Origin of the sequence: Pseudomonas sp. SWI36, from assembly GCF_002948105.1 — a bacterium.
Taxonomy (GTDB): domain Bacteria; phylum Pseudomonadota; class Gammaproteobacteria; order Pseudomonadales; family Pseudomonadaceae; genus Aquipseudomonas; species Aquipseudomonas alloputida.
In genome coordinates this window covers 2,829,621-2,846,027 of the sequence record NZ_CP026675.1, presented here as the reverse complement: position 1 = coordinate 2,846,027, position 16,407 = coordinate 2,829,621, and the positions used below count along the sequence as shown (strand labels likewise).

At 62.1% G+C, this 16,407-nt stretch carries 14 protein-coding genes; 9 read left to right on the top strand and 5 right to left on the bottom strand.

Annotation, left to right across the window (positions count from 1 at the left end):
• Positions 1-122 precede the first annotated feature (122 nt).
• The 4 genes from glnA (at position 123) to ntrC (ending at position 5,006) form a co-directional block, all read left to right on the top strand.
• Positions 123-1,529 (top strand): type I glutamate--ammonia ligase, encoded by a 1,407-nt coding sequence (glnA, locus tag C4Q27_RS13660; RefSeq protein ID WP_003249219.1) that lies wholly within the window; start codon positions 123-125, stop codon positions 1,527-1,529.
• A 148-nt stretch (positions 1,530-1,677) separates the two neighbouring features.
• Positions 1,678-2,220 carry a gamma subclass chorismate mutase AroQ gene (gene aroQ, locus C4Q27_RS13655; RefSeq protein ID WP_104886959.1) on the top strand — a complete coding sequence of 181 codons (543 nt, stop codon included), beginning with the start codon at positions 1,678-1,680 and terminating at the stop codon, positions 2,218-2,220.
• A 267-nt stretch (positions 2,221-2,487) separates the two neighbouring features.
• A complete protein-coding gene (gene glnL / locus C4Q27_RS13650) occupies positions 2,488-3,573 on the top strand; it encodes a nitrogen regulation protein NR(II) (RefSeq protein WP_010955600.1) in 1,086 nt (361 codons plus the stop codon).
• The gene (gene ntrC, locus C4Q27_RS13645) at positions 3,570-5,006 is read left to right on the top strand and encodes a nitrogen regulation protein NR(I) (protein ID WP_010955601.1); all 1,437 of its coding nucleotides are present in this window, start codon (positions 3,570-3,572) and stop codon (positions 5,004-5,006) included. The genes glnL and ntrC overlap by 4 nt, the downstream gene beginning before the upstream one ends.
• 1,806 nt (positions 5,007-6,812) lie before the next feature.
• Here ntrC and C4Q27_RS13625 read toward each other — a convergent pair.
• On the bottom strand, positions 6,813-7,871 hold the full coding sequence (locus tag C4Q27_RS13625) for an IS110-like element ISPpu11 family transposase (protein ID WP_104887859.1): 1,059 nt from the start codon (positions 7,869-7,871) through the stop codon (positions 6,813-6,815).
• 891 nt (positions 7,872-8,762) lie between these two features.
• Entirely contained in the window at positions 8,763-9,200 is a 438-nt protein-coding gene (locus C4Q27_RS13615) for a hypothetical protein (protein WP_064491015.1), read from the bottom strand.
• Here C4Q27_RS13615 and trmL point away from each other — a divergent pair.
• A complete protein-coding gene (gene trmL, locus C4Q27_RS13610; protein ID WP_003249209.1) occupies positions 9,199-9,660 on the top strand; it encodes a tRNA (uridine(34)/cytosine(34)/5-carboxymethylaminomethyluridine(34)-2'-O)-methyltransferase TrmL in 462 nt (153 codons plus the stop codon). The genes C4Q27_RS13615 and trmL overlap by 2 nt on opposite strands.
• Positions 9,661-9,815: 155 nt before the next feature.
• Here the strand turns inward: trmL and secB are convergent, their stop codons facing one another.
• Genes secB through C4Q27_RS13595 form a run of 3 tightly spaced genes read right to left on the bottom strand, consistent with a single transcriptional unit; the run spans position 9,816 to position 11,010 of the window.
• Positions 9,816-10,301 (bottom strand): protein-export chaperone SecB, encoded by a 486-nt coding sequence (gene secB / locus C4Q27_RS13605; RefSeq protein ID WP_003249206.1) that lies wholly within the window; start codon positions 10,299-10,301, stop codon positions 9,816-9,818.
• A 39-nt stretch (positions 10,302-10,340) separates the two neighbouring features.
• The gene (gene grxC, locus C4Q27_RS13600) at positions 10,341-10,595 is read right to left on the bottom strand and encodes a glutaredoxin 3 (protein ID WP_003249204.1); all 255 of its coding nucleotides are present in this window, start codon (positions 10,593-10,595) and stop codon (positions 10,341-10,343) included.
• 1 nt (position 10,596) lies between these two features.
• Positions 10,597-11,010, bottom strand: coding sequence for a rhodanese-like domain-containing protein (locus tag C4Q27_RS13595; protein ID WP_010955605.1), 414 nt, complete (start codon positions 11,008-11,010; stop codon positions 10,597-10,599).
• 207 nt (positions 11,011-11,217) lie between these two features.
• Between C4Q27_RS13595 and gpmI the strand changes: the two genes are divergently transcribed.
• The 4 genes from gpmI to C4Q27_RS13575 all read left to right on the top strand — a co-directional run bounded on the left by gpmI (position 11,218) and on the right by C4Q27_RS13575 (position 16,381).
• The gene (gene gpmI / locus C4Q27_RS13590) at positions 11,218-12,753 is read left to right on the top strand and encodes a 2,3-bisphosphoglycerate-independent phosphoglycerate mutase (protein WP_104886955.1); all 1,536 of its coding nucleotides are present in this window, start codon (positions 11,218-11,220) and stop codon (positions 12,751-12,753) included.
• Positions 12,754-12,893: 140 nt separating this feature from the next.
• Positions 12,894-14,210 carry a murein hydrolase activator EnvC gene (locus C4Q27_RS13585; protein WP_014592693.1) on the top strand — a complete coding sequence of 439 codons (1,317 nt, stop codon included), beginning with the start codon at positions 12,894-12,896 and terminating at the stop codon, positions 14,208-14,210.
• A gap of 78 nt (positions 14,211-14,288) precedes the next feature.
• Positions 14,289-15,605, top strand: a complete 1,317-nt coding sequence (locus C4Q27_RS13580) for a S41 family peptidase (protein ID WP_004576741.1) — start codon at positions 14,289-14,291, stop codon at positions 15,603-15,605.
• Between the two features lie 8 nt (positions 15,606-15,613).
• Positions 15,614-16,381 carry a divergent polysaccharide deacetylase family protein gene (locus tag C4Q27_RS13575; RefSeq protein WP_064491016.1) on the top strand — a complete coding sequence of 256 codons (768 nt, stop codon included), beginning with the start codon at positions 15,614-15,616 and terminating at the stop codon, positions 16,379-16,381.
• The last annotated feature ends 26 nt before the right edge of the window (positions 16,382-16,407 follow it).

Below are 16,407 nucleotides of genomic sequence, written 5' to 3'. Positions count from 1 at the left end.
CGGGCACTGGCATGCAATTTGCTCCCTTGTGAGGCAGGTAAGCTTGGCCGACTATCCGCGCCCGGCAACACCCTTTTTCCAGGGCAGCGGCCCACCGCGCTCTAGACCATCCGGAGGACAACATGTCGAAGTCGGTTCAACTCATCAAAGATCATGACGTCAAGTGGATTGATCTGCGTTTCACGGACACCAAAGGCATTCAGCACCACGTGACCATGCCGTCGCGTGATGCGCTGGACGAAGACTTCTTCGAAGTCGGCAAGATGTTCGACGGTTCCTCCATCGCTGGCTGGAAAGGCATCGAAGCTTCCGACATGATCCTGATGCCGGTCGACGAAACCGCCGTTCTGGACCCGTTCACCGAAGAACCAACCCTGATCATCACCTGCGACATCGTCGACCCGTCGAGCATGCAGGGCTACGACCGCGACCCACGCGCCATCGCCAAGCGCGCTGAAGAGTACCTGAAGAGCACCGGCATCGGTGACACCGTATTCGCCGGCCCAGAGCCTGAGTTCTTCATCTTCGACGAAGTGAAGTTCCACTCGGACATCTCCGGTTCGATGTTCAAGATCTTCTCCGAGCAGGGCTCGTGGATGACCGGCGCTGACGTGGAAGGCGGCAACAAAGGCCACCGTCCAGGCGTGAAAGGCGGCTACTTCCCGGTTCCGCCGTTCGACCACGACCACGAAATCCGTACTGCCATGTGCAACGCCCTGGAAGAAATGGGCCAGACCGTTGAAGTTCACCACCACGAAGTGGCGACTGCCGGCCAGAACGAAATCGGCGTCAAGTTCAACACCCTGGTGAAGAAGGCTGACGAAGTACAGGCGCTGAAATACGTCGTGCACAACGTTGCCGACGCTTACGGCCGTACCGCCACCTTCATGCCGAAGCCACTGTACGGCGACAACGGCTCGGGCATGCACGTGCACATGTCGATCTGGAAAGACGGCAAGAACACCTTCTCGGGTGAAGGCTATGCCGGCCTGTCCGACACCGCCCTGTACTTCATCGGCGGCATCATCAAGCACGGTAAGGCCCTGAACGGCTTCACCAACCCGTCGACCAACTCGTACAAGCGTCTGGTCCCAGGCTTCGAAGCCCCGGTAATGCTGGCCTACTCGGCTCGCAACCGTTCCGCCTCGATCCGTATTCCTTACGTCGGCAGCCCGAAAGCCCGCCGTATCGAAGCACGCTTCCCGGACCCATCGGCCAACCCGTACCTGGCGTTCGCGGCCCTGCTGATGGCTGGCCTGGACGGCATCCAGAACAAGATCCACCCAGGCGACGCGGCCGACAAGAACCTGTACGACCTGCCGCCAGAAGAAGCCAAGAACATCCCGCAAGTGTGCGGCAGCCTGAAAGAAGCTCTGGAAGAGCTGGATAAAGGCCGTGCGTTCCTGACCAAGGGCGGCGTGTTCTCCGACGACTTCATCGATGCCTTCATCGAGCTGAAGAGCGAAGAAGAAATCAAGGTCCGTACCTTCGTACACCCGCTGGAATACGAGCTGTACTACAGCTGCTGATCTGATTGGCGCCTCGCGCCGATGACATGATCACGACGGCCTCCCTCGGGAGGCCGTTTTTGTTTTCATACATGCGAATCAGAACGCCCCTACAAGCAGCAGTTGGTCAACTGCGCACAATCCATTCTCCCTCTGAATGGAGAACACCATGCGCCTGGCCATCACGTCACTTTGCTTGCCGTTTGCCTTGATCGGCTGCATCGCTCCTGAAGCCTCCCAGCCTGAATTCAACCCACTCCTATCCAACATCGAGTACCGACTGGAGCTGGCCAGCTCGGTTGCACTGCACAAGTGGGAACACAACCTTGCCGTAGCAGCGCCCGAGCGCGAGCGCGAAGTCCTTGCCCTGGTGCGCCAGCAGGCTGCCGACCATGACCTCAGCCCTGAACGCGCCGCAGCTTTCTTCAGCGACCAGATCGAGGCCAACAAGCTGGTGCAGTACACCTTGCTCGATCGCTGGGTCATGCTAGAGCAGAGGCCATCAGCAGCCGTCCTTGATTTGGTCGACCAACTGCGACCTCGTCTGGACAAGCTTCAGGCAACGCTTCTGTTCGAGTTGGGGCGCTTCGACCGGCACCCTCCAAAGGACTGCGCGCGTAAACTCGCCAACGCCCTGCACGCCCGCACCAATGACCCGATACGCCACCTTGTCCTGGTCCGGGCGACCGCACAGCTGTGCCCGAAACACTAGATGCGTCAATGCTCTATATTGGTGCATAACAACGCCAAACGCTCCGCCATGCACCCCAAAACAGGTCGCGCGGAGCGCCCGCTCAGCACATTTTGATCCGATTAAGCGCAAATCCAGGCCTTTCTCAGCTATTTCCGCTTCTTTTCGGAGCCTTGGTTTGTTTCTTGCATTTTTTGCAGGAAGAGAGTCTCGCATCAGCGGATCCACAGCACGCCCGGTTCTGGCCCCAAGTGCCAGGCAAGCGCCAAACGAGGTCAACGACGCCTTATGACCATCAGCGATGCACAGCACCGTCTGCTTCTGGACAACCTGACCACCGCCACGTTGCTGCTCAACGCCGAGCTGCGCCTGGAGTACATGAACCCGGCCGCAGAAATGCTGCTGGCCGTCAGTGGCCAGCGCAGCCATGGGCAATTCATCAGCGAGCTGTTCACCGAATCGACCGAGGCGCTCAGTTCGCTGCGCCAGGCGGTCGAGCAGGCGCACCCGTTCACCAAGCGTGAAGCGCAGCTTACATCGCTGACCGGGCAGACCATCACCGTCGACTACGCGGTAACGCCGATACTGCATCAAGGCCAGACCCTGCTGTTGCTCGAGGTGCACCCGCGGGACCGTCTGCTGCGCATCACCAAGGAAGAGGCCCAACTGAGCAAGCAGGAAACCACCAAGATGCTGGTGCGCGGCCTGGCCCACGAAATCAAGAACCCCCTTGGCGGCATCCGCGGAGCGGCCCAGCTACTGGCCCGCGAACTGCCCGAGGAAGGGCTGCGCGACTACACCAATGTGATCATCGAAGAGGCCGACCGCTTGCGTAACCTGGTCGACCGCATGCTGGGCTCCAACAAGCTGCCGTCGCTGGCCATGACCAATATTCACGAAGTGCTGGAGCGGGTGTGCAGCCTGGTCGATGCCGAAAGCCAAGGGTGCATCACTTTGGTGCGCGATTACGACCCAAGCCTGCCGGACGTGCTGATCGACCGAGAACAGATGATTCAGGCCGTACTCAACATCGTGCGCAACGCCATGCAGGCGATCAGCTCGCAGAATGAGCTGCGCCTGGGTCGCATCACCTTGCGCAGCCGCGCCCTGCGCCAGTTCACCATCGGCCACGTGCGTCACCGCCTGGTAGCGCGGGTAGAGATCATCGACAACGGCCCAGGCATCCCGCCGGAACTGCAGGAAACCCTCTTCTATCCCATGGTCAGTGGCCGCCCGGACGGTACCGGGCTGGGCCTGGCCATTACCCAGAACATCATCAGCCAGCACCAGGGCCTGATCGAGTGTGAAAGCCACGCTGGCCATACCGCCTTCTCGATTTACCTGCCTCTGGAACAAGGAGCCACCGCCTCATGAGCCGAAGTGAAACCGTATGGATCGTCGACGATGATCGCTCCATCCGCTGGGTCCTGGAAAAAGCCCTGCAACAGGAAGGCATGACCACCCAGAGCTTCGACAGCGCAGACGGTGTCATGGGGCGCCTGGCACGTCAGCAACCCGACGTGATCATTTCCGACATTCGTATGCCTGGCACCAGCGGCCTCGACCTGCTGGCGCAGATCCGCGAGCAGCACCCGCGCCTGCCGGTCATCATCATGACCGCCCACTCCGACCTGGACAGCGCCGTGGCCTCGTACCAAGGCGGTGCCTTCGAGTACCTGCCCAAGCCATTCGACGTCGACGAAGCGGTATCGCTGGTCAAGCGCGCCAACCAGCACGCCCAGGAGCAGCAAGGCCTGGATGTGCCACAGAACCTGGCGCGCACCCCGGAAATCATTGGTGAAGCTCCGGCGATGCAGGAGGTGTTCCGCGCCATCGGCCGCCTCAGCCACTCCAACATCACCGTGCTGATCAACGGCGAGTCCGGCACCGGCAAGGAACTGGTGGCCCACGCCCTGCACCGGCACAGCCCACGCGCAGCATCGCCGTTCATTGCCCTGAACATGGCTGCCATCCCCAAGGACTTGATGGAGTCGGAGCTGTTCGGCCATGAGAAAGGCGCCTTCACAGGTGCTGCCAACTTGCGTCGCGGCCGTTTCGAGCAGGCCGATGGTGGCACGCTGTTCCTCGACGAAATCGGGGACATGCCTGCCGACACCCAGACCCGCCTGCTGCGTGTGCTGGCCGATGGCGAGTTCTATCGCGTGGGCGGCCATGTGCCGGTCAAGGTCGACGTGCGCATCATCGCCGCCACCCACCAGAACCTGGAGTCACTGGTGCAGGCCGGCAAGTTCCGTGAGGACTTGTTCCACCGCCTGAACGTGATCCGTATCCATATTCCGCGCCTGGCCGACCGCCGCGAGGATATCCCCGCCCTCGCCCGCCACTTCCTTGCCCGGGCGGCCCAGGAGCTGGCAGTCGAGCCGAAGATCCTCAAGCCGGAAACCGAAGAGTTCATCCGCAACCTGCCATGGCCTGGCAATGTGCGGCAGATGGAGAACACCTGCCGCTGGATCACCGTGATGGCCTCCAGCCGCGAAGTGCTGATCGGCGACCTGCCACCCGAACTGCTGAACCTGCCACACGATGCCGCGCCGGTAACCAACTGGGAGCAGGCCTTGCGCCAGTGGGCCGACCAGGCCTTGGCGCGCGGGCAGACCAGCCTGCTGGACAGCGCAGTGCCGAGCTTTGAACGGATCATGATCGAGACGGCACTCAAGCACACCGCCGGTCGCCGTCGCGATGCCGCGCTGTTGCTGGGTTGGGGGCGTAACACCCTGACACGCAAGATCAAGGAGCTGGGGATGAATGTGGCTGGTGGGGATGATGAGGAAGGTGATGACCACTGAGCTCTGAATTAGCCTTCTAGATTGCTGGGGCTGCTTTGCAGCCCATCGCGACACAAGGCCGCTCCCACAGGATCACCTCTGCCCCCAAGGCTGATGCGATGGACACACATCGCGGTCGTCGTAGGAGCGGGTTCACCCGCGAAGAGGCCGGGCCTGCTGGCCAATCTCCACCTGCCGTTCAGCGTTGCCGCCACCACCGTATTCGCGGGTAAACCCGCTCCTACCACGGTGGTGGGCACACATCGGGGTCGTCGTAGGAGCGGGTTCACCCGCGAAGAGGCCGGGCCTGCTGGCCAATCTCCACCTGCCGTTCAGCGTTGCCGCCGCCACCGTATTCGCGGGTAAACCCGCTCCTACCACGGCGGTGGGCACACATCGCGGTCGTCGTAGGAGCGGGTTCACCCGCGAAGAGGCCGGGCCTGCTGGCCAATTTCCACCAGCCGTTCACCGTTGCCGCCGCCACCGTATTCGCGGGTAAACCCGCTCCTACCACGGTGATGGGCACACATCGCGGTCGTCGTAGGAGCGGGTTCACCCGCGAAGAGGCCGGGCCTGCTGGCCAATCTCCACCTGCCGTTCAGCGTTGCCGCCACCACCGTATTCGCGGGTAAACCCGCTCCTACCACGGTGGTGGGCACACATCGGGGTCGTCGTAGGAGCGGGTTCACCCGCGAAGAGGCCGGGCCTGCTGGCCAATCTCCACCTGCCGTTCAGCGTTGCCGCCACCACCGTATTCGCGGGTAAACCCGCTCCTACCACGGTGGTGGGCACACATCGGGGTCGTCGTAGGAGCGGGTTCACCCGCGAAGAGGCCGGGCCTGCTGGCCAATCTCCACCTGCCGTTCAGCGTTGCCGCCGCCACCGTATTCGCGGGTAAACCCGCTCCTACCACGGCGGTGGGCACACATCGCGGTCGTCGTAGGAGCGGGTTCACCCGCGAAGAGGCCGGGCCTGCTGGCCAATTTCCACCTGCCGTTCAGCGTTGCTGCCGCCACCGTATTCGCGGGTAAACCCGCTCCTACCACGGCGGTGGGCACACATCGGGGTCGTCTTAGGAGCGGGTTCACCCGCGAAGAGGCCGGGCCTGCTGGCCAATCTCCACCTGCCGTTCAGCGTTGCCGCCACCACCGTATTCGCGGGTAAACCCGCTCCTACCACGGTGGTGGGCACACATCGCGGTCGTCGTAGGAGCGGGTTCACCCGCGAAGAGGCCGGGCCTGCTGGCCAATCTCCACCTGCCGTTCAGCGTTGCCGCCACCACCGTATTCGCGGGTAAACCCGCTCCTACCACGGTGGTGGGCACACATCGCGGTCGTCGTAGGAGCGGGTTCACCCGCGAAGAGGCCGGGCCTGCTGGCCAATTTCCACCTGCCGTTCAGCGTTGCTGCCGCCACCGTATTCGCGGGTAAACCCGCTCCTACCACGGTGGTGGGCACACATCGCGGTCGTCGTAGGAGCGGGTTCACCCGCGAAGAGGCCGGGCCTGCTGGCCAATCTCCACCTGCCGTTCAGCGTTGCCGCCACCACCGTATTCGCGGGTAAACCCGCTCCTATGTATGGACTCGCCCACACTGTCTAGCTGCTTTTTTGAACATAGGAACCCGGTTGCATCTATGTATCAGGCCTGTTCGAGGAAGCTTTTTGCTTCTGGCCAACATCGTGGTGAGCTCGCAGTGTGCCGTTTACATTGAGGCCACTATCAGGCCTGTAGGAGCGGAGGCATCGGTCTGCGACGGTCTTACCTAGGGTCAATGTTCACTAGCAGGGGTTGGAGCGCCTAGCGCCCCGGTGGCATTACCCGGTTGGTCAGAGGCTCATAGCCGCCTCCGGTTTTTCGTTCGGTTTGCGTTGGTAAACCTGATCGCTCTGTAACAGGGCCCAGATAATCCGCAGATTTCGATTAGCCAGCCTGATCGCCGCCTCCTTGCGCCCAAGGCGGGATAGCCAGCGCAAGAGGCGGCGATCATCTGGCTGATCGGAATCAGGCCTTAACTGACTCAAGACAGCATGCGCGCCCTGGATCATCAGGCTGCGTATGTAGCCGTCACCGCGCTTGCTCATCTTGCCCAATCTGATTTTGTTTCCGCTGCTGTGCTGATCGGGCACGATACCGAAGAAGGCGGAATACATTCGGCCACTGGCGAAGCGGCTGGGGTCGGTCTGTTTCGCCACGATCGCCGTGGCAATGATAGGGCCGACGCCACGAATGGTGATCAGTCGCTGAGCGACTTTATCCTCTTGGGCAGTCGCTTCGAGCCGGCGGCTCAGCGCCGCTATGCGTTCACCTAGAGACAACCAGTCCATCAGCAACTCATCGAGCAACTCGCGCAACAGGTCGGGTAGAGGCAAGGAAGCATCCTCAAGCGCCTGAGGCACATGCTTATTGACCGCGGCATCGCCCTGGGGCATGGATACGCCATGCTCGAGTAGCAAACCACGGATCTGATTACCCAGCGCGGTATGTCGCTTGATGTTACCGCGCCGGATACGGTGCAGCGCTTGAATAGCCAGTGCTGTGGTGCTCTTGATCGGTATCGAAGCGATGCTCGTATCGCGACCGGCACGCAAAATGGCATAGCAGTCGTTACGATCGTTCTTAGCACCGCTGCGATGTTCGGCGACACGTTGCGCCGGCAGGATGCGAACCGGATTACCTTTGGCCTGCAGCAGTCTGGCCCAGGCTTGTGCACCTGGACCGCACTCCATCAAGACGGCCACGGTCGTTGGCAGCCTGAGCAGGAAATCGTGGAACGCTTGGCGGGATTTGATGCGATCTTCGTAGATCACCCGACCGGTAGCGTCCTCGCCTGCTAATTGGAAGACCTGTTTGGCCAGGTCTACGCAGATGGTTGTGCAAAGCTCCACATCAGTGGAAGACAGGGAATCGTGTTTCGAACTATGCTTTTTCATGGTCTCGCCCTCGCTGCCGTTGGCTTCTTCGAACACCACCGTGGCACTGTGATGCCTCGGCGGGGGCGAGTCCATCGATTACCACGGTGGTGGGCACACATCGGGGTCGTCGTAGGAGCGGGTTCACCCGCGAAGAGGCCGGGCCTGCTGGCCAATCTCCACCTGCCGTTCAGCGTTGCCGCCGCCACCGTATTCGCGGGTAAACCCGCTCCTACCACGGCGGTGGGCACACATCGCGGTCGTCGTAGGAGCGGGTTCACCCGCGAAGAGGCCGGGCCTGCTGGCCAATTTCCACCTGCCGTTCAGCGTTGCTGCCGCCACCGTATTCGCGGGTAAACCCGCTCCTACCACGGCGGTGGGCACACATCGCGGTCGTCGTAGGAGCGGGTTCACCCGCGAAGAGGCCGGGCCTGCTGGCCAATCTCCACCTGCCGCTCACCGTTGCCGCCGCCACCGTATTCGCGGGTAAACCCGCTCCTACCACGGTCCTGTGGGAGCGGCCTTGTGTCGCGATGGGGCGCAAAGCGGCCCCAGCCATTTCAGCCGTCTGAATGCACCGTTCCTGTGCCCGCTGCACCTCTCGAAGGCACAAATCCCCTCAAAATCCGGCCAAATCACCCGCAAAGCCCAGTATTCACGGCTTTTGCAAAACTGGCACGCCCCCTGCAATAAGCAATACATCTCCAGTTTCGGGGGCCCTGGTACAGGCAGGCCGGGTGAACCCCTCTTTTATTTGCAGCACCGCCGCTTTTGGGGACCTCGGTACAGGCAGGCCGGGCATCCCCCCTTTATACGCAGTACCCCTTTTGGGGACCCTGGTACAGGCAGGCCGGGATATCCCCTCTTTTATTCGTGCAGTTTCACTTGCACCCGCCAGCGCCCAGCGTCCTCTGCACCGGCCCATTCGCCGTGCAGGGGGCGCGCGGCCACCACCGTCAGCAACAAACCTTCCTTGCTGTGCTGTACCCGCCAGCTCACCGGCTTGCCCTGCAAGCTGAGCTGCCCTTGCTGAGCCTTGCCCTGGGCCTGGAACAGCAACGCCACCGTCCCTTCCACGTTCTCGCCATGCAGCTGGGGCTCTTCGTTGAACCACAGCTCCAGGCCATCCTGCATCACTTGCACCTGCTGCAGTTCACGCTCGTCCGGCGTAGTCAGGCGACCGATCATCAGCCCTACCATCAAGCCGACGATCGCCAACGACAGCATCACCCGTGGGAAGGCCTTCGAACGCACGTCCGGTTCAGGGGTAGAATGCCCGTCATCTTCACGTTTGGAGCCGTGCATGTTTCACGTCATCCTTTTTCAACCAGAAATTCCGCCGAATACCGGCAACATCATTCGTCTATGCGCCAACAGCGGCTGCGCCCTGCACCTGATCGAACCCATCAGCTTCGAACTGGATGACAAGCGCCTGCGCCGCGCAGGGCTGGACTACCACGAGTATGCCACGCTCAAGCGCCACGAGAGCTTGGCCGGATGCCTGGAAAGCCTTGGCAACCCACGGTTGTTCGCCTTTACCACCAAGGGCTCGCACCCGTTCCACGAAGTGGCCTTCCAGCCGGGCGACGCCTTCCTGTTCGGGCCAGAGAGCCGCGGGTTGCCGGCCGAGGTGCTGGACAGCCTGCCGGCCGAGCATCGCCTGCGCCTGCCGATGCGGCCGGGGTGCCGTAGCCTGAACCTGTCCAATACCGTGGCGGTGACGGTGTATGAGGCGTGGCGGCAGAACGGGTTTGCCGGGAGCTGATGTGTTGCCTGTGCCGGCCTCTTCGCGGGTAAACCCGCTCCTACGCAGGTCGAGGCAACGGCGCGATCCCCTGTAGGAGCGGGTTTACCTGCGAAGAGGCCCGCACAGGCAACAAAAAAGCGCCCCGAGAGGCGCTTTCTTTATACCGGCAGTAATTACTGCACAGTAGGCGCTTCACCCGCTTCCTGCATACGCTGCATTTCTTGCGCGTACAGGGCGTCGAAGTTGACCGGCGACAGCATCAGCGCCGGGAACGAACCGCGGGTCACCAGGCTGTCCAGGGCCTCACGGGCATAAGGGAACAGGATGTTCGGGCAGAACGCACCCAGGGTGTGGCTCATCGAAGGCGCATCGAGGTTGGCGATCAGGAAGATACCGGCCTGCTGCACTTCAGCAATGAAGGCCACTTCGTCACCGTTCTTGACGGTAACCGACAGGGTCAGCACGACCTCGTGGAAGTCGCCTTCCAGGGATTTCTGCTTGGTGTTCAGGTCCAGGGCAACGCTCGGTTCCCAGGTCTGACGGAAGATCTGCGGGCTTTTCGGGGCCTCGAACGACAGGTCACGCACATAGATGCGTTGCAGGGAGAACTGAGGGCTGTTGTCTTCTGCAGCAGCGCCGTTGGTCTGTTGGTCAGTCATGTCAGATCCTTATCCTAATGTTTTTGAATGCAGTGCAAATCAGGCCGCCAGCAACGCGTCGAGCTTGCCCGCGCGCTCCAGGGCATAGAGGTCATCGCATCCACCGACATGGGTGCTGCCGATCCAGATCTGCGGCACCGACGTGCGGCCGGCTTTCTGACTCATCTCGGCGCGAACCTGCGGCTTGCCGTCGACCTTGATTTCCTCGAAGGCCACGCCCTTGCTCTCGAGCAGGTACTTGGCGCGCATGCAGTAGGGGCAGTAGTCGCTGGAGTAGACGATGACAGGCTTCATATCACTTCACCAGGGGCAGGTTATCGGCTTTCCAGCTGGAAACGCCACCGCTCAGTTTGGCGGCGTTGTAACCAGCTTTGAGCAGCTCGCGGCAAATGGTGCCGGACTGCTGGCCCATCGCGTCGACGACGATCAGGGTCTTTTCTTTATGCTTGCCCAGCTCGGTCATGCGGTTGGCCAGCTTGTCCTGCGGGATGTTCACCGCACCGACGATATGACCGGCGGAGTATTCCTTGGCCGGGCGAATGTCGATCACCAGGGCCTTCTCGGCATTGACCAGGGCTGTCAGTTGGCCGTTAGTCAGGCTTTGGCCACCACGACGGATTTCATTGATGAGCAGCAGGACCAGCAGAATGAGGAAGATCGCAACCAGGATGTAGTGATCTGTCGCGAATTGAATCAGGTGAGCAACCATCAGCGGTGTTCCAGGCGATTGAAAATGCCGGCCAGTATACACAGCCCCTTGGTGCCACCAAAGCCCGACGGGCCGGCCACAAAACCACCTTCATGTTGCCACCACAGGTGCGCCGGTCGGTGGAATGGGACGAATATTCGCCGCAGGTGGCGTATTTGCCCTAAAATGCGTGTCTTTATCATCTTTGAACAACCGTGAGTTTGATTGATGACGAGCACGCCCAAACCCCTGGTCCTGATTATCCTGGATGGCTTCGGCCATAGCGATATCCCCGAACACAACGCCATCTTTGCCGCCAATAAACCGGTCTATGACCGCCTGTGCGCCACCCAGCCGCATGGCCTCATTTCCGGCTCGGGCATGGATGTCGGCCTGCCGGACGGGCAGATGGGCAACTCCGAAGTCGGTCATATGAACCTCGGCGCAGGTCGCGTCGTGTATCAGGACTTCACGCGGGTGACCAAGGCCATCCGCGACGGCGAGTTCTTCGAAAACCCGGTACTGACCGGTGCTGTGGACAAGGCAGTCGGTGCTGGCAAGGCCGTGCACATCCTCGGCCTGCTGTCCGATGGTGGCGTACACAGCCACCAGGACCACTTGGTGGCCATGGCCGAACTGGCCGCCCAGCGTGGCGCCGAAAAGATCTACCTGCACGCCTTCCTCGATGGCCGCGACACCCCGCCACGCAGCGCGCAGTCGTCCATCGAACTGCTCGACGCCACCTTCGCCAAACTGGGCAAGGGCCGTATCGCCAGCCTGATCGGCCGCTACTACGCCATGGACCGCGACAACCGCTGGGACCGCGTCAGCGCTGCCTACAACCTCATCGTCGACAGCGCTGCCGAGTACACCGCTGACACAGCCCTGGCAGGCCTTGAAGCAGCTTACGCCCGCGACGAAAGCGACGAATTCGTCAAGGCCACGCGCATTGGCGAAGCCGTCAAGGTCGAAGATGGCGATGCCGTGATTTTCATGAACTTCCGCGCCGACCGTGCTCGCGAGCTGTCGCGTGCATTCGTAGAGCCAGACTTCACGGAATTCGCCCGTGCGCGCCTGCCGAAGATGGCGGCGTACATCGGCCTGACCCAGTATTCGGCGAAGATCCCGGCACCAGCAGCCTTTGCCCCGTCCAGCCTGAACAACGTGCTGGGCGAATACCTGGCGAAAAACGGCAAGACCCAGCTGCGCATTGCCGAAACCGAGAAATACGCCCACGTCACCTTCTTCTTCTCGGGTGGCCGCGAAGAGCCGTTCGAAGGCGAAGAACGCATCCTGATCCCGTCGCCGAAGGTCGCCACCTATGACCTGCAACCGGAAATGAGCGCGCCGGAAGTGACCGATCGCATCGTCGAAGCCATCGAACAGCAGCGCTTCGACGTCATCGTGGTCAACTACGCCAACGGCGACATGGTCGGCCACACCGGCGTGTTCGAGGCAGCGGTCAAGGCCGTCGAAGCACTGGATACCTGTGTAGGGCGCATTGTCGAGGCACTGGACAAGGTCGGCGGCGAAGCGCTGATCACCGCTGACCACGGCAACGTCGAGCAGATGGAGGACGAGTGCACCGGCCAGGCGCACACCGCGCACACGACCGAGCCGGTACCGTTCATCTACGTGGGCAAGCGCAACGTGAAAGTGCGCGAGGGCGGCGTGCTGGCCGACGTGGCGCCGACCATGCTGAAGCTGCTGGGGCTGGCAAAGCCGGTGGAAATGACCGGTACTTCGATTCTGGTCGACGCCTGAATGTCGAAAGGGGCTGCGTTGCAGCCCCAATTGCACATGAATTCCAGACAAACGCCCCCCTGCATCCGCAGCGAGGCGTTTTTTTTGCCTGCCCAGGCGGGCATACTAGGCCAGTCTCCATCCTTGGTACGCCAAACCCCATGCTTCGCGCCCTGATCCTCCTAGCCCTGTCTTGCCTGCTCAGCCCGGCCTTCGCCGATGAGCGTGCGCAGACCCAGCAGCAACTGGATGCCACCCGCCAGGACATTGCCGAGCTCAAGAAAACGCTGAGCAAGCTCCAGGAAGAAAAGGCAGGTGTGCAAAAAGACCTCAAAGCCACCGAAACCGACATCGGCAACCTCGAAAAGCAGGTGGAGGCCCTGCAGCAAGAACTAAAAAAGACTGAAGGCGAGCTGGAGCGCCTTGATACCGAGAAAAAAAAACTCCAGAGCGCCCGCGTTGAACAACAACGACTGATCGCCATTCAGGCCCGTTCGGCCTACCAGAACAACGGTCGCGAGGAATACCTCAAGCTGCTGCTCAACCAGCAGAACCCCGAGAAATTCGCCCGCACCCTCACCTATTACGACTACCTGAGCAAGGCGCGCCTGGAGCAATTGCGCACCTTCAACGAGACCTTGCGCCAACTGGCCAACGTCGAACAGGAAATTTCCAGCCAGCAACAACAACTGCTGGCCCAGCGCACCGACCTCGACAGCCGTCGCCAGGCCCTGGAAACCGAGCGCGCCAAGCGCCAGCAGGTACTGGCAAAGCTCAACAGCGATGTGAAGGACCGCGATCAGAAGCTGCAAGCGCGCGAACAGGACCAGGCCGACCTGGCCAAGGTCCTGAAGACCATCGAGGAAACCCTCGCCCGCCAGGCGCGTGAAGCTGAAGAGGCACGCAAGAAGGCCCTGCTGGCGCAGCAGGAAGCGGAAAAACGCCGCCAGCAGGAAGCGCTGGCCGCCGCCGCTGCCCGCGACCGGGCCCGTGAGCCTGCAGAGCCAGTGGAACCGCCGAAAAAGGCCCGTACCACCCTCGGGCCGATGGTTTCCAGCGATGGCGCCAACTACGGCGGCGCATTTTCTGCTGCGCGGGGCAAACTTCCATGGCCAGTCAATGGTCGATTGCTGGCACGTTTCGGTGATGCCCGCGGTAGCGACGCCCGTGCCAAGTGGGACGGGGTTATGATCAGCGCCAACCCAGGCACCCAGGTACGTGCCGTGCACGGCGGGCGTGTGGTATTCGCGGACTGGTTGCGCGGTGCCGGGCTTCTGGTCATTCTCGACCATGGCAACGGTTACCTGAGCCTGTACGGCCACAACCAGAGCCTGCTCAAGAATGCCGGTGATATCGTCAAGGCCGGTGAAGCCATTTCCACCGTTGGCGACAGCGGTGGTCAGGACGCGGCAGGCTTGTATTTCGCTATCCGCCAGCAGGGCCGGCCTACCGACCCTTCGCAGTGGTGCCGGGGCTAGTCAAATTTCTACGGCGCAGCCTGAGTGCTGCGCCGATGCTCCCCAGGGAGCGCTTACAGGATCAGGAGTTCGTTCGACATGCTGCACTCGCCTCGTCTCACCCAGCTGGCCCTGTCCATCGCCCTGGCGGTCGGCGCGCCCCTGGCCACCGCCGCAGAGCCGGCCAAGGCCGCCGCAGTGCCAGCCACCGAGGTGACCGCCAAGGCGCCACTGCCGCTGGAAGAACTGCGCACCTTCGCCGAGGTCCTGGACCGCATCAAGGCCGCCTACGTCGAACCGGTAGACGACAAGACCCTGCTGGAAAACGCCATCAAGGGCATGCTCAGCAACCTTGACCCGCATTCGGCCTACCTTGGCCCCGAGGACTTCCAGGAGCTGCAGGAAAGCACCAGCGGAGAGTTCGGCGGGCTGGGCATTGAAGTAGGCCAGGAAGACGGCTTCATCAAGGTGGTCTCGCCAATCGACGACACCCCAGCCTCGCGGGCCGGCGTGCAGGCTGGTGACCTGATCGTCAAGATCAACGGCGCCCCGACCCGCGGCCAGACCATGACCGAAGCCGTCGACAAGATGCGCGGCAAGGTCGGCGAGAAGATAACCCTGACCTTGGTGCGCGACGGCGGCAACCCGTTCGACGTGAACCTGACCCGTGCAGTCATTCAGGTCAAGAGCGTGAAGAGCCAGCTACTGGAGAACGACTACGGCTACATCCGTATCACCCAGTTCCAGGTCAAGACCGGTGACGAAGTGGGCAAGGCCCTGGCCAAGCTGCGCAAGGACAACGGCAAGAAGCTGCGCGGGGTGGTGCTGGACCTGCGCAACAACCCAGGCGGCGTGCTGCAATCGGCAGTGGAAGTGGCCGACCACTTCCTGACCAAAGGCCTGATCGTCTACACCAAGGGCCGCATCGCCAACTCCGAGCTGCGTTTCTCGGCCGACCCGGCCGATGCCAGCGCAGGCGTGCCGCTGGTGGTACTGATCAACGGTGGCAGTGCATCGGCATCGGAAATTGTCGCCGGCGCCCTGCAGGACCAGAAGCGCGCCGTGCTGATGGGCACCGACAGCTTCGGCAAAGGCTCGGTGCAGACCGTGCTGCCACTGGCCAACGACCGCGCCCTGAAGCTCACCACTGCGCTGTACTACACCCCCAACGGCCGCTCGATCCAGGCCCAGGGCATTGTCCCGGACATCGAGGTGCGCCCGGCCAAGCTCACCGCCGAAGCCGACACCGAAAACTTCAAGGAAGCCGACCTGCAGGGCCACCTGGGCAACGGCAACGGCGGCGCCGACCGCCCGACCGGCAGCAGCAAGCGCAAGGAACGCCCGCAGGATGACGACTTCCAGCTGAGCCAGGCACTGAGCCTGCTCAAGGGCCTGAACATCACCAAGGGCGACTGAGCCACCCTATGCGTTTTCTGCTGTGTCTGTTGTTTTGCCTGATGGCCGGAATCGCGCAAGCGGCACCGGCCAACAAGGCCTACATGAGCATCATCATCGACGACCTGGGCCAGAGCCCGGAGCGCGACAGCCGTACCCTGGCCCTGCCTGGGCCGGTGACCATGGCGATCATGCCCGACACCCCGCATGCCACCGACTTTGCACGCCAGGCGCACAAGGCCGGCAAGACGGTGATCCTGCACATGCCCATGGACCCGGCCACCGGGCCCTATGCCTGGCACCCGGGCATCGCCATCGAAGAGCTGGCGCGGCGCCTGGACGCAGCATTGGTCAAGGTGCCCTACGCCGCCGGCATCAACAACCACATGGGCAGCCGCATGACCGCACAGCGTGAACCCATGGCGTGGTTGATGGGCGAGCTGCAGCGGCGCCATCTGTTCTTTGTCGACAGCCGCACCAGTGCCGCCACGGTTGCCGCGGCCGAGGCTCAAGCACACGATGTCGCGCATGTATCACGGGATGTATTTCTGGATGACGTGCGCACGCCGGAAGCCATCGACGCTCAGCTGCAACAGGGTATTACGCTGGCCCGCAAGCAAGGCTCGGCCGTGTTGATCGGCCACCCCTACCCGCAGACGCTAGCGGTGCTGGAAAGTCAGATTCCACGGCTCAAGCAGTTGGGTATCGAACTGGTCACGCTGCAACAGATGATCGCCACACGTGGCAACCAGGCCATGCCTGCACACGGTAAGCATGGCCGTTACAGCAATCGCTAGCATTTGCCGATCGCGGGCAGCCGCTG

Coding starts and splice junctions, on each gene's coding strand:
- secB (WP_003249206.1), bottom strand. CDS start 10,301: ATGACTGACCAACAGACCAACGGCGCTGCTGCAGAAGACAACAGCCCT.
- gpmI (WP_104886955.1), top strand. CDS start 11,218: ATGACGAGCACGCCCAAACCCCTGGTCCTGATTATCCTGGATGGCTTC.
- grxC (WP_003249204.1), bottom strand. CDS start 10,595: ATGAAGCCTGTCATCGTCTACTCCAGCGACTACTGCCCCTACTGCATG.
- C4Q27_RS13585 (WP_014592693.1), top strand. CDS start 12,894: ATGCTTCGCGCCCTGATCCTCCTAGCCCTGTCTTGCCTGCTCAGCCCG.
- glnL (WP_010955600.1), top strand. CDS start 2,488: ATGACCATCAGCGATGCACAGCACCGTCTGCTTCTGGACAACCTGACC.
- glnA (WP_003249219.1), top strand. CDS start 123: ATGTCGAAGTCGGTTCAACTCATCAAAGATCATGACGTCAAGTGGATT.
- C4Q27_RS13580 (WP_004576741.1), top strand. CDS start 14,289: ATGCTGCACTCGCCTCGTCTCACCCAGCTGGCCCTGTCCATCGCCCTG.
- ntrC (WP_010955601.1), top strand. CDS start 3,570: ATGAGCCGAAGTGAAACCGTATGGATCGTCGACGATGATCGCTCCATC.
- C4Q27_RS13615 (WP_064491015.1), bottom strand. CDS start 9,200: ATGCACGGCTCCAAACGTGAAGATGACGGGCATTCTACCCCTGAACCG.
- trmL (WP_003249209.1), top strand. CDS start 9,199: ATGTTTCACGTCATCCTTTTTCAACCAGAAATTCCGCCGAATACCGGC.
- C4Q27_RS13575 (WP_064491016.1), top strand. CDS start 15,614: ATGCGTTTTCTGCTGTGTCTGTTGTTTTGCCTGATGGCCGGAATCGCG.
- C4Q27_RS13595 (WP_010955605.1), bottom strand. CDS start 11,010: ATGGTTGCTCACCTGATTCAATTCGCGACAGATCACTACATCCTGGTT.
- aroQ (WP_104886959.1), top strand. CDS start 1,678: ATGCGCCTGGCCATCACGTCACTTTGCTTGCCGTTTGCCTTGATCGGC.